Source organism: Brevibacterium sp. R8603A2 (assembly GCF_023072605.1).
In the GTDB taxonomy this organism is placed as follows: Bacteria; Actinomycetota; Actinomycetes; order Actinomycetales; family Brevibacteriaceae; genus Brevibacterium; species Brevibacterium pityocampae.
Window position 1 is genome coordinate 56,694 of sequence record NZ_JALLGN010000003.1, and the last position, 20,401, is coordinate 77,094.

Annotated in this window: 16 protein-coding genes; 9 read left to right on the forward strand and 7 right to left on the reverse strand. The window is 70.4% G+C overall.

All coding sequences use genetic code 11. The features are described from left to right. Nucleotides 1-125: 125 nt before the first annotated feature. A complete protein-coding gene (locus MTQ12_RS03810) occupies nucleotides 126-2,486 on the forward strand; it encodes a (Fe-S)-binding protein (protein WP_247424099.1) in 2,361 nt (786 codons plus the stop codon). A 144-nt stretch (nucleotides 2,487-2,630) separates the two neighbouring features. Here MTQ12_RS03810 and MTQ12_RS03815 read toward each other — a convergent pair whose 3' ends face one another. The 5 genes from MTQ12_RS03815 to MTQ12_RS03835 form a co-directional block, all read right to left on the reverse strand. Beyond that, on the reverse strand, nucleotides 2,631-3,431 hold the full coding sequence (locus MTQ12_RS03815; RefSeq protein ID WP_247424102.1) for a fumarylacetoacetate hydrolase family protein: 801 nt from the start codon (nucleotides 3,429-3,431) through the stop codon (nucleotides 2,631-2,633). 63 nt (nucleotides 3,432-3,494) lie between these two features. Continuing rightward, nucleotides 3,495-4,271: a type I 3-dehydroquinate dehydratase gene (gene aroD, locus MTQ12_RS03820; protein WP_247424105.1), complete on the reverse strand. Its 777-nt coding sequence runs from the start codon at nucleotides 4,269-4,271 to the stop codon at nucleotides 3,495-3,497. A gap of 31 nt (nucleotides 4,272-4,302) precedes the next feature. Beyond that, on the reverse strand, nucleotides 4,303-5,607 hold the full coding sequence (locus MTQ12_RS03825) for a Dyp-type peroxidase (RefSeq protein ID WP_247424108.1): 1,305 nt from the start codon (nucleotides 5,605-5,607) through the stop codon (nucleotides 4,303-4,305). A gap of 222 nt (nucleotides 5,608-5,829) precedes the next feature. After that, on the reverse strand, nucleotides 5,830-6,480 hold the full coding sequence (locus MTQ12_RS03830; protein ID WP_247424112.1) for a copper chaperone PCu(A)C: 651 nt from the start codon (nucleotides 6,478-6,480) through the stop codon (nucleotides 5,830-5,832). A 354-nt stretch (nucleotides 6,481-6,834) separates the two neighbouring features. Continuing rightward, on the reverse strand, nucleotides 6,835-7,440 hold the full coding sequence (locus MTQ12_RS03835; RefSeq protein ID WP_247424114.1) for a hypothetical protein: 606 nt from the start codon (nucleotides 7,438-7,440) through the stop codon (nucleotides 6,835-6,837). Nucleotides 7,441-7,960: 520 nt separating this feature from the next. Between MTQ12_RS03835 and MTQ12_RS03840 the strand changes: the two genes are divergently transcribed. The 4 genes from MTQ12_RS03840 to MTQ12_RS03855 all read left to right on the forward strand — a co-directional run bounded on the left by MTQ12_RS03840 (nucleotide 7,961) and on the right by MTQ12_RS03855 (nucleotide 13,439). Continuing rightward, nucleotides 7,961-9,502 (forward strand): betaine/proline/choline family ABC transporter ATP-binding protein, encoded by a 1,542-nt coding sequence (locus MTQ12_RS03840; RefSeq protein WP_348983842.1) that lies wholly within the window; start codon nucleotides 7,961-7,963, stop codon nucleotides 9,500-9,502. Between the two features lie 3 nt (nucleotides 9,503-9,505). Next, nucleotides 9,506-10,369: an ABC transporter permease subunit gene (locus MTQ12_RS03845; protein ID WP_137318628.1), complete on the forward strand. Its 864-nt coding sequence runs from the start codon at nucleotides 9,506-9,508 to the stop codon at nucleotides 10,367-10,369. A 106-nt stretch (nucleotides 10,370-10,475) separates the two neighbouring features. After that, complete coding sequence (locus MTQ12_RS03850; RefSeq protein WP_137318627.1) at nucleotides 10,476-11,486, forward strand: glycine betaine ABC transporter substrate-binding protein; 1,011 nt, start codon at nucleotides 10,476-10,478, stop codon at nucleotides 11,484-11,486. 237 nt (nucleotides 11,487-11,723) lie between these two features. Further along, nucleotides 11,724-13,439: an HNH endonuclease signature motif containing protein gene (locus MTQ12_RS03855; RefSeq protein WP_247424117.1), complete on the forward strand. Its 1,716-nt coding sequence runs from the start codon at nucleotides 11,724-11,726 to the stop codon at nucleotides 13,437-13,439. A 121-nt stretch (nucleotides 13,440-13,560) separates the two neighbouring features. Here the strand turns inward: MTQ12_RS03855 and MTQ12_RS03860 are convergent, their stop codons facing one another. After that, nucleotides 13,561-14,022: an isochorismatase family protein gene (locus MTQ12_RS03860; RefSeq protein WP_247424120.1), complete on the reverse strand. Its 462-nt coding sequence runs from the start codon at nucleotides 14,020-14,022 to the stop codon at nucleotides 13,561-13,563. Between the two features lie 115 nt (nucleotides 14,023-14,137). Here MTQ12_RS03860 and MTQ12_RS03865 point away from each other — a divergent pair, with 115 nt between their 5' ends. Beyond that, nucleotides 14,138-15,451, forward strand: coding sequence for a magnesium and cobalt transport protein CorA (locus tag MTQ12_RS03865; protein ID WP_247424123.1), 1,314 nt, complete (start codon nucleotides 14,138-14,140; stop codon nucleotides 15,449-15,451). Between the two features lie 103 nt (nucleotides 15,452-15,554). On the opposite strand, the gene MTQ12_RS03870 is transcribed toward MTQ12_RS03865, so the two are convergent. Further along, nucleotides 15,555-16,469: a LysR family transcriptional regulator gene (locus MTQ12_RS03870; RefSeq protein WP_247424127.1), complete on the reverse strand. Its 915-nt coding sequence runs from the start codon at nucleotides 16,467-16,469 to the stop codon at nucleotides 15,555-15,557. 132 nt (nucleotides 16,470-16,601) lie between these two features. Here MTQ12_RS03870 and MTQ12_RS03875 point away from each other — a divergent pair, with 132 nt between their 5' ends. The 3 genes from MTQ12_RS03875 (at nucleotide 16,602) to MTQ12_RS03885 (ending at nucleotide 20,369) form a co-directional block, all read left to right on the forward strand. After that, the gene (locus MTQ12_RS03875) at nucleotides 16,602-17,921 is read left to right on the forward strand and encodes an aromatic ring-hydroxylating dioxygenase subunit alpha (RefSeq protein WP_247424132.1); all 1,320 of its coding nucleotides are present in this window, start codon (nucleotides 16,602-16,604) and stop codon (nucleotides 17,919-17,921) included. Next, nucleotides 17,918-19,378 (forward strand): iron-sulfur cluster-binding domain-containing protein, encoded by a 1,461-nt coding sequence (locus MTQ12_RS03880; RefSeq protein ID WP_247424135.1) that lies wholly within the window; start codon nucleotides 17,918-17,920, stop codon nucleotides 19,376-19,378. The genes MTQ12_RS03875 and MTQ12_RS03880 overlap by 4 nt, the downstream gene beginning before the upstream one ends. Nucleotides 19,379-19,580: 202 nt before the next feature. Beyond that, nucleotides 19,581-20,369 (forward strand): aldolase/citrate lyase family protein, encoded by a 789-nt coding sequence (locus tag MTQ12_RS03885; RefSeq protein WP_247424138.1) that lies wholly within the window; start codon nucleotides 19,581-19,583, stop codon nucleotides 20,367-20,369. The last annotated feature ends 32 nt before the right edge of the window (nucleotides 20,370-20,401 follow it).

Genomic DNA, 20,401 nt, shown 5'->3' on the forward strand with positions numbered 1-20,401 from the left:
CAGGTCATGGGCGGTTCTGATCAATCGTTCAGGCCCCGGTTACAGTATGCTGAGCACTTCAGTAGAATTGCCGCACAACTGTATCCGCGCCCGACTTCCCCTCGGGCCACCTGGGAGGTTCACTCATGCACGCCCTGCAGATCCTCGCGATCATCATCGGCGTCGGCGCGACCATCGTCGGCTGGTCGTTCTTCCTGACCCGGGTCGGGAAATTCGTCGGCTTCTTCAAGCTCGGTGCCCCGACCGCCGCCGGCGAGCGGACCTCCGAGCCGGGGAAGCGCACCGGAACCCTGATCAAGGAGTTCCTCGGCCACACCCGCATGGCCCGCCTCCCGATCGTCGCGATCGCCCACTGGTTCACGATGATCTCCTTCGGCGTGCTCGTCCTCACGCTCGCCCAGGCCACGATGCAGCTGTTCGACCCGCACGCGGTCCTCCCGCTCATCGGGCACTTCTTCCCGTACGAGTGGATCACCGAGTTCTTCGCCGTCACCGGCCTGCTCGGCATCATCGCGCTCATCGTCATCCGCCAGCGGAACCATCCGCGCGACCTCCATCGCAAGTCGCGCTTCTTCGGCTCGAACTTCTGGCAGGCGTACTACGTCGAGTTCACCATCCTCATGGTGGCCCTGTGCATCGCCCTGCTCCGCGGCCTCGAGTACGTGCTCCAGGGCCGCGCCGGCCAGGAGAACCTGCTCCTCCACTTCCCGCTGACCTTCTGGATCGGCGAGCTCTTCTCCGGCCTGTCGACCGGCGCCGTCGAGGCCCTCATCGTCGTCATCGCGCTCATCAAGATCCTCGTCTCCTACGCCTGGATGGTCACCGTCGGCCTCACCCCGACCATGGGTGTCGCCTGGCACCGCTTCCTCGCGTTCTTCAACATCTGGTTCAAGCGCCATGCGGACGGCCGCACCAGCCTCGGTGCCCTGCAGCCCATGCAGAACAAGGGCGAGGCGATCGACCTCGAGGCCATGGAGGACATGGACGAGGACGCCGTGCTCGGCGTCGGCAAGGTCGAGGACTTCACCTGGAAGGGCCTGCTCGACTTCTCGACCTGCACCGAGTGCGGTCGCTGCCAGAGCCAGTGCCCGGCCTGGAACACGGAGAAGCCCCTGAGCCCCAAGCTCATGATGATCAACCTCCGCAACCACGCCGACGCCAAGGCGCCGTGGCTCAAGGCCGCGGAGCAGGCGAAGGCCGAGGCGACGCCCCCGGCCCCGCTGCCCGAGGACGCGGACAAGAAGGCGAAGAAGGCCCACGCCAAGGAGATGGCCGCCTACCAGGGCATCACCGACCCGCACGAGAACCTCGACCTGCTCGGCACCCTGTCCCAGGCCGCCCAGACCGAGGCGGTCCGCCCGCTCGTCGGCGCCCAGGACGTCGAGGAGCTCGCGGAGATGGGCGTCATCGACCCCGATGCCCTGTGGTCGTGCACCACCTGCGGCGCCTGCGTCGAGCAGTGCCCCGTCGACATCGAGCACGTCGACCACTTCGTCGACATGCGTCGCTACCAGGTGCTCATCGAGTCGGCCTTCCCGACCGAGCTGTCCGGCCTGTTCAAGAACCTCGAGAACAAGCAGAACCCGTGGGGCATGTCCCAGCGCAAGCGCATGGAGTGGGCGAAGAACCTCGACTTCGAGATCAAGCAGGTCGGTGCCGACATCGAGGACCTCGGCGAGGTCGAGTACCTGTTCTGGGTCGGCTGCGCAGGCGCCTTCGAGGACCGCGCGATGAAGACCACGCAGGCGATCGCGGAGCTGCTCCACACCGCGGGCGTCGACTTCGCCGTGCTCGGCGACGGCGAGTCCTGCACCGGCGACCCGGCCCGCCGCGCCGGCAACGAGTTCCTCTACCAGATGCTCGCGCAGGCGAACGTCGAGGTGCTCAACGAGATGAAGGCGCGCAAGATCGTCGTGTCGTGCGCGCACTGCTTCAACACGATCGCCAACGAGTACCCGCAGATCGGCGGCAAGTTCGAGGTCGTGCACCACACCCAGCTGCTCAACAAGCTCGTCCGCGAGAAGCGCCTCACCCCGGTCGCCCCGGCCGCCGGTGAGACCGTGAGCACCCCGGTGACCTACCACGACCCGTGCTACCTCGGCCGTCACAACGGCATCTACACCCCGCCGCGCGAGCTCATCGGCTCCCTGCCGGGCCTCGAGTACCGCGAGATGGAGCGCTCCCAGGAGCGGTCGTTCTGCTGCGGCGCCGGCGGTGCGCGGATGTGGATGGAGGAGACCATCGGCTCCCGCATCAACATCAACCGCACGCAGGAGGCCGTGGCCACCGGTGCCGAGCAGATCGCCGTGGGCTGCCCGTTCTGCCGCGTCATGCTGTCCGACGGCCTCACCGCCGAGCAGTCCGAGGGCAACGCCTCGGAGGGCGTCGAGGTGCTCGACGTCGCGCAGATGCTGCTCGCCGGCGTGCGCCGGGGCCAGGGCGGCCAGGGCGGTCGCACCGACGCCGAGGAGCCCGCTCCCGTCTGATCCGCAGGACCGGGAACGCGCTCACATCACCGGATCCCCCGCACGGCCCGCACCGCTGGCCGGACGGGGGATCCGGTGCGTCCGGGCACGAACGGTGCCGCGGCCCGAGCTCGCGGGAGCGCGGCCCCTGCGACTCGGGGCCTCCTACTCGAAGGGCAGGGTGACGGCGCCGAGGCCGGCGAACTCGGCGCGGACCACCTGGCCGGCGGCCACCGGCACGGCCGCGCACACCGAACCGAGCATGATGGCGGAGCCGGCACGCATGACCGTGCCGCGTGCACCGAGCTCGTTCGCGAGCCACACGAGGGCGTTGAGCGGGTTGCCGAGGACCGCACCGCCGGCACCCGAGGCGACGGTGCGGCCGTCGACCTCGAGGACGCAGCCGGTGAGGACCGGATCGAAGTCGTCCCAGCGGATGCGCCGGGTGCCGAACGCCGCGGCTCCGAAGCTCGCGTTGTCGGCCACGGAGTCGACGACGGTGATCCGCCAGTCGGCCACCCGGGAGTCGATGATCTCGAGCGAGGCGAGCGCGTGGTCGATCGCGGCGAGCGCCTGCAGCGCGGTGACGCCGGGCCCGGCGAGATCCTGGCCCAGGACGACGGCGATCTCCGGCTCGATCTTCGGTGCGATGAACCGGCCGGTGTCCACGGGAGCCCCGGACAGCAGCAGTCCGCTGCGGGTGAGCACCCCGAAGTCCGGTTCGCGGACACCGAACTGGTCCTGCATCGCGCGCGAGGTCCGACCGATCTTGTACCCGACGACCGCATCGCCGGATCCCACCCACTCCTCGATCTGGAGACGCTGCACCGCGTAGGCGTCGTCGAGGTCCATGCCGGGGTGGGCCGCGCTCGGCTGCGGGATCGGCGTCCCGGTGCGGTGCGCCTCGGCGAGGGCGGAGGCGAGTGCGGAGCGCTGGGTGTCCTCGAGCATGGTGTCCTCGAGCATGGTGTCCTCCTGGCGGGCGGCTCCCGGCGGGTCTGTTCCGGCAGGAGCCGGTGGGGGCTGAGGTCAGTCGGCGCCGAGCGCGTCGAGCGCGGCCCGCACCTGGGGGACGGTGAGCTGGCCGGGTGCGGAGATCTCGCCGACGGCGGCGAAGGTGGCCGCGGAGCCGAACTCGCTGCCGACGAGGCGGGTGGCCTTGCCGAGCTCGCCCATGGAGATCGCGACGACCGGGATCGGCAGGGTGGCCTGGGCGCGCTCGCCGACGCTGAGCACCTCGAGCACGTCGGTGCGGTGCTCGGGCATGACGGCGATCTTCGCGACGTCCGCACCGGCCCGGTGCATCTTCGTCATGAGGCTCATGAGGTGCTCGGCCGGAGGGGTGTGCTCGAAGTCGTGGAAGGACGCCAGCACGGACACCCCGGCGTCGTGGGCGCGGCCGATGAGCGACTCGGCGGTGTGCCGCTGGAACTCGATGTCGACTGCGGCGGGGGCGAGCTCGATGAAGGTGCTCACGAGCCCGGCGTAGGCGTCGTCCGTGAGCGGGGCGAAGCCGCCCTCGCCCCGGGTGCGGACGGTGACGAGGACGGGCTGGTCGGCGGCCGCGCGCAGTGCCTCCCAGCCCTCGCGCACGACGCCGCGGATCCCTTCGAGCTCGTGGGTCTCGAGCGGGTGGTCGGCGCCGCGGAGGACGTCGAGGGCGTCGACGCGCCATTCGATGACGTCGACGCCCTCGGCCTCGGCGCACCGGGCCGCCTGCTCGCCGAGCGCGGACGGGGTGGGTGCGGTGAGCGGGACGATGACGGCGGGAAAGGCATCCGCGGGCGCGAAGGGCAAGGGCTTCATGCGTCCCACTGTAGTCCGCCCGCGCGGCGTCTCATCCCTCGAACAGGCGGCTGCCGATGTAGTCGCCGTCCGCGATTCCCGGCGGGATCGCCCACACCGTCGAACCGATCGGGGTGGTCCACTGGTTGAGCAGGTCCATGCCGCCGAGCCGGCGCTGGATGGGGAGGAACTGGCGTCCGATGTCCGCCTGGTACGAGGCGAACATCAGTCCGGCCGTGCTCACCCGGCGGGACCCCGACGGGCCGGTGCCTGCCGTGGAGGCCTCGGGCACCCCGTGGTAGTTGTACACCCGCCGGAAGATCTGCTCCTCCGGCTTCGCCTCGTTCCGGGACCGCGCCACGTGGCTCGCCGGCGAGATCCTCGTGAGCCCGCGGGCGTCCACCGCGGTGAGGTCCGGGACATCGTGCTCGTCCGTGCCGGTGAGCGGCGCGCCGGAGGCGAGGTCCCGGCCGACGGCGAACTCACGTGCCGGCCGGTCCGCCTCGTCCCAGGTCTCCATGTCCATCGCGATGTCGCGCAGCACGAGGGTGGTGCCGCCCTCGCGCAGCCAGGCGGGATGATCCGCGCCGAGGTCGAGAGGCGGCTCGCCGCGGGCGGAGAACACCGGATCCGCCCGGCCGGTGCTCTCTCCCCAGACGAGGCGGGCGAAGTCCTCGGAACCGGGGCCCGGATTGGCGGTCCCGTCGACCTGGCCGAACATGTTGCGCTGCGTGGTGCCGGTCGGATCGGACCCGTAGGCACGGCGGAACGCGGTGCGCGACCAGGCGACCGCGGCGAACGCGCGCGCGTCCTTGAGCAGCATCCGTGCGGCGTGCGCGACGGCGAGCGCATCGTCGCCGCAGATCTGCAGGAGCAGGTCGCCGCGGCTGCGCTCCGGTTCGAGACGGTCGATCGTGAACTCCTCGAGGGGTCGCAGCCAGTCGGGGACGTGGCGGCGGCCGGCGAGCGCGACGAGTCGCTCGCCGAATCCGAACGTCACGGTGAGCCTGGCCGGCTGCGGCGTGAGCTCGGGCTCGGGGTCGGCGAGCGGGGCGCGGCCCTGGGTGAGGGCCGCGGCGTCGTCGGTGAGCAGCCGCAGCATGCTCACCGCTCGGCGCGCGGTCGTCTCCTCCTCGAGATCGAGGCCGATGAAGAGGGCGTGGGCCTGCGGAATCGTCTCGACCCCGGCCTGGTGGCGGGCGTGGAAGGGCTCGAGGCGGGCTCCGTTGAGGCCGGAGGTGTCGGGCAGCGCGGCGGGTGCCGGTGCCGGGTCCCGCGGTGCGAGGAGACCGGCGCCGACCCCGGCGCCGACACCGAGGACCGAGGCGCCGAGGACGTGGCGGCGACGGATGTCCATGGGTTCAGCTCCTGGAGGTGTGTGGTGGTGGATGGGCAGCGCATCGGAGTGGGCAGTGCGCTGGAGTAGGCGGAGATGGTGGGCAATACGTCGGGGTGGGTGGAGACGGGACCGGGGCGAAGCCGGCCCAGCACCGGTGAGGAACCGGTCCCAGGAGGAGCGGGTCGAGGTGCTCCGCGGCCCGGGCACCTCGCGCCCGGGCCGCGGTGCACCCTCGGCCGGTCAGTGGCCGTGGTCCTGCACGTACTCCTCCTGGGCGCCGGTGAACTCCTTGGCGACGACCGTCGTCTCGACCTCGCCGCCGTCGGTGAGCAGGGTGATCGTCACCTCGTCGCCGGAGAGGATCGGCTCCTGCAGGTCCATGAGCATGACGTGGTCGCCGCCGGGCTCCAGGGAGAGGGAGCCGCCGGCGGGAACGAGGAACCCGCCCTCCTTCTCCTGCATCATCGTGCTCCCTCCGTCGTCGCTCGCGGTCTCGTGGAGCTCGGCGGATCCGGCGGCCGCGCTCTCGGCCCCGGTGATCCGGAGGTCGGAATCGGTGGGGTTGCGCAGGGTGCCGAAGGCACCGGTCATCCCCTCCTCGGCGGCCTTGACCCAGCCGTCCTCCCAGACGAGGGGCGCTGCGTCGGAGGCCTCGGCAGCGGCATCTCCGGTCTCGGAGCCGCCGGGGTCCGCTGCGGCCCCCGCAGTCGGATCCGCAGCGCCGGATTCGGACGGGCCGGGTGCGGCGCTCCCTGTCGGACCGCAGGCGGCGAGGCCCAGGCTCAGGCCGATCGCGGTCGCGGTGAGGAGCGCTCGGCCGAGCCCTGGAGCGACTGCTCGCGAGGTGGTCCGAGTCGTGGTGGTCGGTGCGGTGGTGGTCGGTGTCTTCACGGTGTGTTCTTCTGGGGGGGTGATCGGTCGAGCCGCTCGGTGCCGGGGACAGGTGTCGGCATCGCCGCGCTCCGCCGTGGTGCCGTGCCGGCAGCCGCGAGGCCGGTCGGCCGGTTGGGCAGACGGGCGGACCGCCGGGTCGGCCCGGCGAACCGTCGTCGGGCGGGCTACCGGTTGGGTCATGGGCCGGGCCGGCGGCCGCGCCGAATGCTGGGCCGACGGTCCATCACGGACGCCGGCCCCCGGGGACGGTCCGGCGGGAGCGTGCGTGCACCTCGGCGTCGGAACGAGCGACCGATCGGTGGATGGGATGAAGCACCCGAGCGGGTGCGCTGTGCCCGGACGCAGGCGGCGTCAGGCAGGGAGCGCCGACGGAGGCCCGCGCCGGAACTGCGCGCCGAGGACCGCCGTGGAGACCCGCAAGACCAGCGGGGACCGCGGAGTGCGGGGCGCCCGGCGCTGCACGAGCTGGGCACGCGGAGCGAGGAGGAGTGCGAGCGGGGCGAGGAACTCGTCGAACAGTGCGAGCAGCATCCCCTCGCCGTGCCGCAGGAAGGCGACGGTGAGGACGGTGGCGCACAGGTGGGCGAGCAGCATCGCCGAACCGGTCCCGGCGCCCGCCACGTGGGCCGCGTGGGCCGCATGCGTCGTGCTGCCCGCGGTGCCGAGCACGAGCAGTTCCGCACCCGAGTGCATGCTGCGCACCTCGATCGGGCCTGCGGAGAACACGGTCATGGTGCCGTGGAGGAGCACCTGGGCGAGCGCGACGACGGCGGTCAGGGAGAGGACGCCGAGGCGCCGGCGGGCGAGCATCGCCCCCACCCACAGGGTGAGGACGAAGGCGACGACGACGGCGAGCACGGATCCGGCTCCCCCGGCCCCTGCATGGAAGACGAGGGCGGTGAGCGTCGCGCCGGAGGCGGCGGCCAGTGATCGCCACAGGCGCACGTGCCCGGACATCCGATCGCCTCCTCCTGGCTGTCGCCGTTCCTGCGGGCCGCGGCAGCGAGCGAACGACAGCGCCACCGGGTCGGCGCCATTCTACCAAGCGTAGAAGTGCCTGATCCCGACGGGAGGAGCACGTGCGGATGCACAGCCGGGGAACCGGCCTCGCGCCACGGCAGTCGGGGGGCGACTCCCCAGGTCAGAGGCTCGGGATTGTGATCGCGCGGGCCGTTTCCGACCGGCCGGGAGTAACGATCCCGTAACTCCCCACTGGCGAGCATCGTCCCAGGTGAGAAGGTCATAAGTGGCCAGATTCGCACCTCGGCCACGGGATGGGACCGCTCGCTGAGACAGTCCTGACGACGCCGGTCGATATGGTCGATGAGTCAGAGGTGGAGCACACCCGGGGTCCCCACGCGCTTCTCGCACCGTCTTCCGCGGTCGTCCGCGACGCCCAGCGCAGCACCGAGCGGCCCCGCAGCCGGCACCGGCGAGCTCGCTCCACTGCACGCACCGACAGGAAGGACTCGTCCTCGTGACAGCTGTCCGCGCCTCCCACGTCTACAAGGTTTTCGGCCGCAACGGGAAAGAGGTCGTCCAGGGCCTCAAGGCCGGTAAGACCCGGGACGAGCTCAAGAGGCTCGGCACCGCGGCCGTCATCGACGCGAGCTTCGAGGTCGAGAAGGGCGAGAGCTTCGTCGTCATGGGCCTCTCCGGCTCCGGCAAGTCGACTCTCATCCGGATGATCAACGGCCTGTGGGCCCCCACCGCCGGCACCGTGGAGGTCGCCGGTCAGGACATCTCACGGATGAGCTCCGGCCAGCTGCGCAAGCTCCGCAGCGACAGCATCGCAATGGTGTTCCAACACTTCGCGCTCCTGCCCCACCGCACGGTGCGGGAGAACGCGGCATACGCGCTCGAGATCAAGCAGGTCTCGAAGACGCACCGGCTCGAGCGCGCCGACCACTGGCTCCAGGTCGTCGGGCTCGGCGGCTGGGGCGACAAGTATCCCGGCCAGCTCTCCGGCGGCATGCAGCAGCGCGTCGGCCTGGCGCGCGCGCTCGCCGCGGAGACCGACATCCTCCTCATGGACGAGGCGTTCTCCGCACTCGACCCGCTCATCCGGCGCGAGATGCAGGACCAGCTCGTCGAGCTCCAGTCGACCCTCAACAAGACGATCATCTTCATCACCCACGACCTCAACGAGGCGATGTACCTGGGCGACCGGATCGCGGTCATGCGCGACGGCCGCATCGTGCAGATCGGCACGGCCGAGGACATCCTCACCGACCCGACCGATGAGTACGTCGCGAGCTTCGTCCAGGACGTCGACCGCACCCGTGTGCTCACCGCCTCGTCGATCATGCAGAGGCCGACCGCGGTCATCACCGACACCGCCGGGCCGCGCATGGCGATCCGGATGATGGAGGACGTCAAGACCTCGGGCCTGCTCGTCACCACCCGCGACCGGCGGCTCGTCGGCCAGATCAGCGACCGGGCCGCCGTCAACGCCTCGCGCGAGGGCGCCAAGGACCTCCGCAGCGTCATCACCACGGAGAACGTCCTCACTGTGCGACCCGAGACCCCGATGTCGGAGCTGTTCGCCCAGAGCTCCTCCTCCCCCGTGCCGCTGGCCGTGGTCGACGAACAGGACCGTCTCATCGGCGTCGTCCCGCGCATCGCGCTGCTCAACTCGATGGCGAGCGTCAGCCCGTCGACCGGCGAACTGCCGATCACCCGGCTGTCCGACAGCGACACCGGCCAGCAGGCGGAGGCTGATGAGGTGGTCGCGAGTCGGCCGACCGCCGGCGATCCCGCCGGTGCTTCCGCGGTCGGCGGCGCATCCGCAGTCGACTATGCATCCGACTCCGCCCCAGAGGGCGTCTCGGGCGAGGGGCCGAACGACATCGACGATGCCGGACGACCGGGAGCGGCCTCACCGATCGGCGGCACCGCCCCCTTCGTCTTCACTCCCCCGGAGTCGGCCGGCGCGTCCGCATTCGGCGGCGAGTCTCCCGAAGCGGAGCCCCCGACCGGCCCCGATGCCCCCGCACCCACCGACGAGAAGGGAGTCTGAGCCATGGAGTTCGATTTCTTCAACCCGCGCATCCCGTTCGGTCAGTGGATCGAGAGCTTCATCGATTGGTCCACCGAGACCTTCAGCCTCCTGCTGAGCCTCCTCTCCACCGTGCTCGGCGGTCTCTACGACTTCTTCTTCTGGGCGCTGAGCTCGCCGGTGTACCTCATCATGATCGTCGTCCTCGCCGCACTGGCCTGGCTCGCGAGCGGCTGGAAGCTCGCCGTCTTCACCCTCGTCGGCTTCTATCTGATCCGCGCGCTCGACCAGTGGACCAACTCGATGTCGACGCTCGCTCTCGTCATCGTCGCCGTCCTCATCGCAGTCGCGATCTCGATCCCGCTCGGCATCCTCGCCGCCAAGTCGGACATCGTCTCGACGATCCTCAAGCCGGTCCTCGACTTCATGCAGTCGATGCCGGCACTCGCCTACCTCGTGCCGATCATCGTGATCTTCGGCATCGGCCAGGTCCCGGGAGCGATCGCCACGATCATCTTCGCGCTGCCCCCGGGAGTGCGCCTCACCGAGCTGGCGATCCGCCAGGTCGATCCCGAGGTCGTCGAGGCCGGACAGGCGTTCGGCGCCTCGGACGGGCACATCCTCTCCCGGATCCAGCTGCCCCTGGCGATGCCGACGATCATGGCGGGCATCAATCAGGTGATCATGCTCGCCCTGTCGATGGTCGTCCTCGCCGGCATGGCCGGAGCGCAGGGCCTCGGCGGTGCGGTGATCTCCTCGATCAGCTCGCTCAACATCGCTCTCGGTGTCGAGGCCGGGCTCGCCGTCGTCATCATCGCCGTCTACCTCGACCGTGTCACCGCCGCGCTCGGCAACCGCTCCGCCCTCGAGCGGGCTCGATCCGCATGACTCGACCCGGGCACGGGCGCCGACCCCGGTGCTCGCTGCGCGGCTCTTCAGCCCCATCGCACTGACCATCTTCCGATACCAGCATCCGATCCACCGAGGAGGAACCATGAAACTCACCACGATGTCCAAGGTCGGCGGCGTCCTCGCCGCCTCCGTGCTCGCACTCACCGCCTGCGGCGTCTCGAACGAGGGCGGAAATTCCGGAGGAGGCGGAGACGAGACCGCCGCCGGCGGCGGCTCCGAGGTCGACTGGTCCGACTGCACTCCGGGTGAGGAGTCCGCGGACACCAGCTCGATGGAAGCCGATTCGGACACCGACATCACCATCGGCGCCTTCGACGGCTGGGACGAGTCCTTCGCCGCGGCCCACCTCTACAAGTACCTCCTCGAACAGGACGGCTACACCGCCGACGTCCAGTCGTTCCAGGCCGGGCCGGGCTACACCGGCCTCGCCGAGGGCGACATCGACGTCATCCTCGACGGCTGGCTGCCCCTGACCCACGCCGACTACCTCGAGCAGTACGGCGAGGACATCGAGGCGCACGGGTGCTGGTACGACAACGCCAAGCTCACGCTCGCCGTGAACGAGGACTCGCCGGCCCAGTCGATCGCCGACCTCGCGGAGATGGGCGACGAGTACGGCAACCGGATCGTCGGCATCGAGGCGGGCGCAGGCCTGACGAAGACCACCGAGGAGTCCGCCATCCCGACGTACGGCCTCGAGGACTACGAGTTCATCGTGTCGTCGACCCCGGCGATGCTCTCGGAACTCAAGAAGGCGACCGACAGCGGGGACAACATCCTCGTCACCCTGTGGCGTCCGCACTGGGCCTACGACGCCTTCCCGGTCCGTGACCTCGAAGATCCCGAGGGTGCGATGGGCGAGGCCGAGCTCATCTACAACTTCACCCGCTCCGGATTCAGCGACGACCACCCGAAGGCCGGTCAGCTGCTGAAGAACCTCGTCATCGACGACGAAGCCCTCTCCAGCCTCGAGAACGTCATGTTCTCCGAGGAGAACTACAACGGTGAGGACCTCGACGGTGCCGTGGAGGAGTGGGCCGGCGACAACGCCGAGTTCTTCGAGAACTGGAAGTCGGGCTCGATGGCCGGCTGATCCCGACCCGACCGACGAGGAACGGCCCTGCAGCGTCACGCTGCAGGGCCGTTCCGTGTGCAGGGCCGTTCCGACAGCTGCTCTCCACAGCATCCGGTGGATGAATCCTGCCGCGCGAAACTCTGTTCGAATATACCCTTGCACTGTTCGATTCCATCGGCTAGCATGGTCGTATGATTCGAACACATTATTCATTCGATGACGATTGGATCGGAATGCGTAGAGGAAGCGACGGCGATGCTCACTGTGCATGAGCCCACGGGCTACCGCAGCCGCCACACGCGTCCTTCACCGGCGCTGGTCTCCGAATCGGACCTCAGCGCGATCACCGCAGGCTTTCCCGAGGTCCTCGAATCGATCACCGCCATCACCCGCCTCGCGGCCGACATCCGGGCGCACGCCCGCAGCCTCAGCGCGTCGGACATGCTCGCCGGTCTGCGTGGGATCGAGGACCTGCGTCGCCGCCTCGATGGCCTGTCGGCCGAACTCACCGCCCAGTTCTCCCGTGAATCCGATACCGCTGCCTATGGCGCGCGCAGCACTCGCTCGCTGCTGCGGGAGAAGCTGCGCATCTCCGGCGGGGAGGCGCAGAGGCGGCTGCGACTGTCGGAGGCAGTCGGTTCGCGTACGAGCCTGACCGGGGAGAGCATGGAACCGGAGATGCCCGCACTCGCCGAAGGCATCCACTCCGGCACCTTCTCCGCCTGCCAGGTCACCGGTGCCGCCCGGGTCGCACACGAACTGCCGTCGACGGTGTGGGAAGCCGAAGCTCCGACGATCGACCGGCTGTTCGCCGAGAACCTCAACACGGTGCAGGTCGCCGACATCCCCACCCTCAACCGACGGGTGCTCGATCGCCTCGATCCGGATGGGGAGATGCCGAGCGAGCGCACGCACCCCGACCGCTACCACGTGACGCTGTCCTCGCGGAAGAACGGCGACTGGTCGCTCACCGGACTGCTCACTCCCGCGACCGGCACCGCCCTGCACGCACTGCTCACCGACCGGTCCGCCGACCGCGCGGACCAGCGCTCAGGGGATCCGCGATCAGGCACGCCAGGATCGATTGACGCGGGCTCCTGCGAATCCTCACCCCCGAGCGGTGGTGACGGAGCCTCACCCCCGAGCGGTGGTGACGGAGCCTCACCCCCGAGCGGTGGTGACGGAACGACCGCAGACATCCCTCCGCGCACAGCAGAAGCAGCAGATTCACCCGCCGGATGGAGCTTCCTCACTCCATCGGCCACGGGTGTCACGCGGGACGGAGAGCCGGCCCATCATCATGTGGAGCCTGATCGCCGCCCCGACGGCGTCCGCCGGCACGAGCGCTTCTCACAGCTCATGACCTCCGTCGCCCGTGATCGCACGCAGCACGGCCCCGGGTTCGCTCTCATCGTCAGCGCGACAGCAGAGCAGATGGCCCGGGGCCGCGGAGAGGTCGAGACCCAGGCCGGGACCCCGATCCGGCTCGAGGATCTGCTCGCGCTGTCAGCCGGCGGTCAATTCTTCTACCACTCGACCAAGCCGGGCACCGAGAAGGTCGAGATGCGCACCGAGAACCGCTTCGCGAACAAGAAGCAGATGGTCTGCCTCACCGCACGCGACCACGGGTGCACCTTCCCCGACTGCGACATGCCCGCCGGCTGGTGCGACGCCCACCACATCGTTCCCCACGCCCGCGGAGGGCCGACCGACACCGAGAACCTCACCCTCGTCTGCGCCTTCCACCACCACCAGCACGAGCGATGGGGCTGGGAGGCCGTGATGATCGACGGGCTGCCCGCCTGGCGCCCGCCGGGATATCTCGATGCCTTCCGCGAACCGGTCTTCCACTCCCGCTTCCGCGCTCGGCTCCTCGAGCTCCCCGCCGCACTCGTCAGCACCCCGTCCGGAGCGAACGGCAGAGAGGAAGCACGCCGACGATCATGGGACGACGATGTGCCGCCGTTCTGAGAGCGTGGGGTCGCTCAGCTCTGTGCGCGTGCGGTCCCTCAGATCTGAGAGCGGGTGTCACTCAGTCCTGAGCGCGTGCAGTCGCTCAAAGCGCGGGCCGGTCGCTCAAGGAGACAGAGCGTCACATCCGCAGCCAGACGTCGGCGACGTCCTTGATCATCGCGCCGGACTCCTCGGCGTCGGAGAGCCACTCGACCGGCGTACCGGAAAGATCGCGGGTGCCATCGGCGAGGACGATCACATCGAAGTTGCACGCCAGCGCCGCCATCGCGGTGTGACGGATGGCCTCCTGGACGTCGACGCCGCCGATGATGATCCGGTCGACCGCGAGGTCATGGAGACCCGCCGCCAGATCATCGACACCGTCGAATGCGTCGGCGGACTCCGACACCAGGCCCAGGTCGTCCCCGACCTCGAACACCGACTCCGGCAGCTCCGGGGCGCCCGGCGCCACGGGTGCCGACACGAACGCCACGACCCCGCCGGTGGCCCGTGCACGGGAGATCAGATCAGCGATGACCTCGGTGATGCCCGTCGCCTCCGCGCGCGTCTCCTCCGTGTTCATCACCATGAGTGCGTCCATGGGATTAGCATGCCATAGTGAGGCATCACCCGATCGGCGCGGACATTCGGCCCCATCCCGGGGCGGCGGACACGCGGATCCACGCTCGACCGGGCGGCACACGAGGAGGCACAGGATGTCCGACCCGAGCGACGAGGCGCCTCCCGGTCCCGGCGGAATGCCGGGCGGCTCCGCGCCGGGAGAGTCACCTCGACGCCCCGACACCGCCTCGACCTCCGGCACCTTCGTCCTCTACACCGACGGCGAGGACTCGACTCACCTCTCCACGATCACCGAGGCCGCCGATGCGCTCGCCGCGGCACCCGCCAACCCCGACGCCCCGCCGTTCCTGTGGATCGACATGCTCCGACCCACCGACGCCGAGCTCGCCGAGCTCGCCGCACGCTTCGACCTCCACCCGCTGGCCGTCGAGGACGCCGTGGAAGCCCATCAGCGCCCCAAGTACGAGCGCTACGGCTCCACCGACTTCATGGTCCTGCGCCCGGCGGCGCCTCGGCCCGGACGCCGACCTGCGCACTCCCCCGTGAACCGGTTCGCCGAGGCGCCCGCTGTCGACTCCGGCCCCGCCGAGCCCCGGTCGTCAGCCGCCCTGACGACCGCGCACGCCGCCCCGCGGGCCCCGCACACCCCGGAGGCCGCGGAAGCCGACGCCGCAGGGCTCGACCGCACAGCCCCGGAGGAGGCCGAGATCACCGAGGTCGTGATCGGCGAGCTCCACATCTTCCTCGGCACCGACTTCATCATCGTCGTCCGGCACACTCCCGCCTTCGACATCGACGCCGTGAGGACCGTGTTCGAGGACGACCCGCGCTTCCTCGACCACGCCCAGTTCTCCGCGCTCTACCGGATCATGGACCGGGTGGTCGACGACTACGACCCTCTGCTCATCTCTCTCGAGGATCGCGCGGACGGTCTCGAGGAGCAGCTCTTCGGCACCGGCCCCATCCCCTCTCAGCAGGTGTACCGGCTGTCCCGCGAGCTCATCGAGCTCGAGCGCGCGGTGAGTCCCCTGTCCCCGCTCATGTCCGCCGTCTCCACCGTCCTCGAGCAGCACACCGCTCCTCCGGACCTCGCCCGCGGGCTGCGCGACGTCGCCGACCACGTCCACAGCGCCACCGAGCGCATCGAGCGGCTCCGCCAGCTCCTCCGGGAGATCTTCACGGTCAACTCGACCCTGATCTCCGAGCGCCAGAACGAGGACATGCGCCGCATGAACGAGCTCTCGATCACCCAGAACGAGCACATGAAGAAGATCTCGGCGTGGGCCGGCATCCTCTTCTTCCCGTCCCTCGTCGCCGGCGTCTACGGCATGAACTTCCAGCACATGCCGGAGCTCCACTGGCTCATGGGATACCCGTTCTCGCTCGCGATCATGGTGGCCGGCTGCGCGATCTTCTATGTCATCTTCAAACGCGTCGACTGGCTCTGAGCACCGGCCCGCCCGTCGACGACTGCCGCGCGACGGCGCGGACCTTCCGGCGGCGCTAACCTAGCGGCGACGCTAACCTACCGACGGCGCCGTGCGCCCCGTCTCACCGGTAGCCGAGCCCGTCCCGCGCCTGCTCACGGAGGGCATCCACCGTGCGTGCGATGAGCGGACGCTCCCGCGCACCCCGACGGATCGCGGCGACTACCCGTCGGTGGGGTGCCGCCGGGCCGGCGACGGGGACCCGGACCACCCGGTAGTCGCTCGAGATCCGCGCCAGCCGCGGGACTAGCCCGATCCCCAGACCCTTCTCGATGAGCGTCGCCTCGGTGTCCCACTCAGCGACCTCGTGCGCCACCCGGGGTGTCGTCCCGGCGGCCGTGAATGCCGCGATGAACAGGGCTCGGTACGGAGTCCCCGGTCGCGCCGCGATCCACGGCTCCTCACCGACCTCCTCGAGGGAGATCGACTCCCGCCCGGCCAGGCGGTGGTCCGCCGGCAGCATGATGTCGAGCGGATCATCGAGGAGCGCGATCCGCTCGTAGCGGGGATCGCCGGCCCCGGCGCTGGCCTGCATCGACACGACGATCGCCAGGTCGAGGCGGTCGGCCAGCAGGAGGTCGAAGCAGCGCTGCGGGTCCGCCTCGACGATGGAGATCCCCAAACCGGGGGCCTCGGCCCGCAGCCGCACTGCGACCGGCGCGAGCAGCGCCGCCGTGGCTGTCGACATGCCTCCGAGCCGCAGCTGCTCCGCCTCCGCTCCGCCATCCGCGGCGAGGGCTGCACGCACGCCCTCCCAGTGCGTGAACAGGCCGTCGGACTCCTCGACGAGCCGCCTGCCGGTCCGGGTGAGCCGGAGCCCGCGTCCATCCTTCTCGACGAGTCGCAGTCCGAGATCCGCCTGCAGCCCTCTGAGCTGGGCGGACACTGCCGACGGGGAGTAGTCGAGTGCCTCGGCGGCAGCCGTCACCGACCCGCAGGCGGCGAAAGTGCGGAGCACGGTGAGCCGATGATCGATCATCCACCTATTCTGCACGATACTGTCGATTTTCTTGCGCTTTTATTCGTCACTCACCGCTCGTACGCTGAGAGGACATGAGGATTCCGGGGCCGCCCCGGAGCCTTTCGGCCCCATCGCCGTGGAGCACAGATCATGACACTCGACTCGGTCCAGCACACCTCGGCAGCCCCGGCCCGCCGAGCCGCTCCCCCATCTCCCGCCGTGGGAGACGCCGCGTCCCCCGAGCGGCTCCGCACCCTCATCGACCGGCGTCGCCGGTGGACAGCGCTCGAATCGCCCTTCTACTCCGACCCGGCGATCTTCGCCCACGACATCACCGGGATCTTCGATCGTCACTGGTTCTTCGCCGCCTCGGTCGCGGAGATCCCCGAGCCCGGCGACTTCGTCACCATCGACGTCGGCAGCCGCTCCATCATCCTCATCCGCGACGACGACGGCGGGGTGAATGCGCTGCGCAACGTCTGCCGCCACCGCGGCGCCCGCGTGCTCACCGAGCCCAGCGGAAGCGTCGGCAACCTCGTGTGCGCCTACCACTCGTGGACCTACGGCCGCGACGGCTCGCTCATCCACGCCGCCGCGGCAGGTGCGGACTTCGACCCGGGCTGCTTCGGTCTCCGCAAGGTCCACAGCATGACGGTCGCAGGCCTGGTCTTCCTCTGCCTCGCCCCCGAACCGCCCGCCGACTTCGCCGCGGTCGCCGAGATCTTCGCCCCCTTCGTCGAACCGCACGACATCCCCCGGACGAAGGTCGCCTTCCAGCAGGAGATCGTCGAGGAGGGCAACTGGAAGCTCGTCATGGAGAACAACCGCGAGTGCTACCACTGCGACGGCCACCCCGAGCTCGCCTGCTCCTACTTCACCACCTGGGGCCTGGAGGAGCACGAGGTGCCCGAGCACCAGATCGACACCTGGCACCGCTCGGTGCTCGCCGACCACGAGCTGCGCGATCGCTGCGAGCGCTACGGCATCCCCTGGCAGGTGTACGACGCCCCGGATTCCCGCGAGGCCGGGATCCGGATGGGCCGCGATGCACTCGACGGGGACGGCGAGTCCTTCTCCGCGACCGGCCGGAGACTGAGCGAGAAGCTGCTCGGCGACCTGCCGGACTTCCGACTCGGCGACGGTTCGCTCCACCTCCAGCCCAACAGCTGGTTCCACCTGCTCGCCGACCACGTCATCACCTTCGCCGCGTTTCCCATGAGCGAGAACCGCACCCTCGTGCGCACCACCTGGCTCGTCGCCGACGACGCCGTCGACGAGGTCGACTACCGCGCCGAGGACCTGACCCACGTATGGCGGCAGACGAACATCCAGGATGCCGGCTTCGTGGGTCTGACCCAGCGCGGCGTCACCGATCCCGGCTACGTCCCGGGCCCCTACACCCCGACCGAGCACCAGGTCGAGGCCTTCGTCAACTGGTACACGATGCGCATGCAGGAGTACATCCGATGACCGCAGAGACGCAGCTCCATCCCCATTCCGGATTCGTCGACACGGCCGCGGAGGCCTTCCCCCGTGATGAAGCGGGACGAGTGCCCCATGCCCTCACCGAGGCGCCGGCGGACATGGCCACCGGGCCGGCGCTGCCCCAGGAGCACGTGTGGTGGCGGACCATCAGCCCCTGGTCCCCCTCGCGGCGCGGTGTGCGGATGCCGTGGGTCGCCGACCCTCCACAGCGGGCCGACCGGGCGGCGTCCGCGGAATCACCCGGGCTCGAGGCCGCGGCCGAGGCCGTGATCGCACGCACCCCGGCACCCATGCACGCCCACGAGTTCGACATCGAATGCCTCGCCGTCACCGCGGAGACGCCCGAGATCATGAGCTTCACCTTTCGGCGCCGCGACGGCCGGCCGCTCGGGTTCCGGCCCGGGCAGTACCTCAATGTCGTCTTCCCCACCGACGCCGGACCGCGGGAGCGGAACTACTCCCTGTCGTCGTCCCCGACCGACCCCGCAGCCTTTCGGCTGAGCATCAAGCGGGAGGATTCCGGCACGGTGTCCCGCTGGGCCCACCACCACGTGCGCCCCGGCACCGTGCTCGAGGCGCTCGGACCGCTCGGCGGCTTCCACCTGCCGGACTTCGACCGGCGCGCCCGCTACCTCCTGCTCGCCGCCGGGGTCGGCATCACCCCGCTCATCTCGATGGCGCGCACCCTCCACGCGCTCGACGGCAGCGCCGACGTCGTCGTCCTCCACCACGCAAGCACACCGCGCGACTTCGCCTTCGCCCGCGAGCTCCGCATCCTCGACGAGACCGATCCGCGATTCACCGTCCGCTTCAGCCTCGGCGACCGGCCCAGCTCGGACTGGCGGGGGCTCACCGGCCGGATCAGCGCGGACACCCTCGGCGCGCTCGTCCCCGACGCCTGCGGCCGGATGGTGTTCGCCTGCGGGCCCCCGGACTACCTGGCGCGGGCCCGCGCGGTTCTCGCGGAGCTCGGCGTCTCCCCCGTCTCCTTCTTCACCGAGACCTTCGACGACACGACCACTGCCGAGGGCACGGGGGCCGTCGATGCCACCGGAACCGGTGACGGACGGCGGGCTGCGGAGCACACGCTGCGCGATAGCGGCACGAGGCCTGCCGGCGGCGCGCTCACCCGCGATGCCGCGCCCGCCGCGGCCCCGCCGCAGCGCGACAGCGCGGATACCCGTCCGTGGATCACCTTCGCCCGGACCGGCACCTCGGCCCCGGTCGAGGACGGGGACACGCTGCTGAGCGCCGGCCGGCGGGCCGGCGTCCCCCTCCGATCGAACTGCGCCTCCGGCATGTGCGGCACATGCAAGGTCGGCCTGCTCTCCGGGCCGGTGGAGATGGAGCACGCCGGCGGCATCCGACAGCGTGAGATCGACGCCGGCACGATCCTCCTGTGCTGCTCGACCCCGGACGGCGACGTCGTCGTCGACGCCTGAGCCCCGGCTCGCACAGGACCGGCCGTGCTTCCACGGGGTCGGCCGTGCTCGCACCGGCGCCACCCGCCGCGCTCGCGCCCGAGGTTCGGGCCGCCGCGCACGTCCCGCGCCACCGGCCGCATACCGCCGGGTTCCGCATATCATCGGGAGTACGAGGCGACGCAGTCCGCGCGCCCCGCCGCTCCGATCGCAGAGGATCCGCATGACCACCGAGAACGTCCGCCGCGCCCTCGCTTCCGGCGACCTGTCCCTGGGCACTTTCGTCATCGAGTTCGCGACCGAGGGCATCGGCGCTCTCACCACCCGCGCCGGAGCGGACTGGGTGCTCTACGACCTCGAGCACACCGGCTGGTCCCTCGACCGGATCCGCCCCGCCCTGGCGGTGTCCCGCCGGGAGGAGATCGCCTCGTTCGTGCGCGTCATCGGCACCGCCCAGCACCTGGTGTCCGGCGCCCTCGACGCCGGGGCCGAAGGGATCATGGTCCCCTACGTCAACTCCGCGGAGCAGGCCGCGGCCGTGGTGTCGTGGATGAAGTACCCGCCGCTCGGCGTGCGCGGCTCCGCGATGGGCATCGCCCACGATCTCTACACCGGCGGCAAGCCCGGCACCAAGCAGGCCGCAGCCAACGAGTTCACCCTCTTCCTCCCGCAGATCGAGACCCCGGAGGCCGTCGCCCACGCTCGTGCGATCGCCGCGGTCGACGGCGTCGACGTGCTGTTCGTCGGCCCGATGGATCTGAGCACCAACCTCGGCGCGCCCGGCGACTTCACCACGGTGGAGTTCCGCGATGCCCTGGCACGGGTGGGCGAGGCCGCGCGCTCCGCGGGCAAGGCCGCGGGCATCTTCTCCGTCGACGACGAGCTCACCCGCGCCGCGATCGCCGAGGGGTTCCAGGTGATCTCCCACACCGCCGACTTCGCGATCTACCAGAGCGCCCTGCGCTCCCAGCTCACCGCCATGCGGTCCTGGGCCTCCGACTCCGGGGAGTGAGTTCCCGGTCGGGGTGGGCGGCTGCGGAGCGG

Coding starts and splice junctions, on each gene's coding strand:
- MTQ12_RS03870 (WP_247424127.1), bottom strand. CDS start 16,469: ATGATCGATCATCGGCTCACCGTGCTCCGCACTTTCGCCGCCTGCGGG.
- aroD (WP_247424105.1), bottom strand. CDS start 4,271: ATGAAGCCCTTGCCCTTCGCGCCCGCGGATGCCTTTCCCGCCGTCATC.
- MTQ12_RS03845 (WP_137318628.1), top strand. CDS start 9,506: ATGGAGTTCGATTTCTTCAACCCGCGCATCCCGTTCGGTCAGTGGATC.
- MTQ12_RS03815 (WP_247424102.1), bottom strand. CDS start 3,431: ATGCTCGAGGACACCATGCTCGAGGACACCCAGCGCTCCGCACTCGCC.
- MTQ12_RS03835 (WP_247424114.1), bottom strand. CDS start 7,440: ATGTCCGGGCACGTGCGCCTGTGGCGATCACTGGCCGCCGCCTCCGGC.
- MTQ12_RS03860 (WP_247424120.1), bottom strand. CDS start 14,022: ATGGACGCACTCATGGTGATGAACACGGAGGAGACGCGCGCGGAGGCG.
- MTQ12_RS03875 (WP_247424132.1), top strand. CDS start 16,602: ATGACACTCGACTCGGTCCAGCACACCTCGGCAGCCCCGGCCCGCCGA.
- MTQ12_RS03825 (WP_247424108.1), bottom strand. CDS start 5,607: ATGGACATCCGTCGCCGCCACGTCCTCGGCGCCTCGGTCCTCGGTGTC.
- MTQ12_RS03865 (WP_247424123.1), top strand. CDS start 14,138: ATGTCCGACCCGAGCGACGAGGCGCCTCCCGGTCCCGGCGGAATGCCG.
- MTQ12_RS03855 (WP_247424117.1), top strand. CDS start 11,724: ATGCTCACTGTGCATGAGCCCACGGGCTACCGCAGCCGCCACACGCGT.
- MTQ12_RS03850 (WP_137318627.1), top strand. CDS start 10,476: ATGAAACTCACCACGATGTCCAAGGTCGGCGGCGTCCTCGCCGCCTCC.
- MTQ12_RS03885 (WP_247424138.1), top strand. CDS start 19,581: ATGACCACCGAGAACGTCCGCCGCGCCCTCGCTTCCGGCGACCTGTCC.
- MTQ12_RS03880 (WP_247424135.1), top strand. CDS start 17,918: ATGACCGCAGAGACGCAGCTCCATCCCCATTCCGGATTCGTCGACACG.
- MTQ12_RS03810 (WP_247424099.1), top strand. CDS start 126: ATGCACGCCCTGCAGATCCTCGCGATCATCATCGGCGTCGGCGCGACC.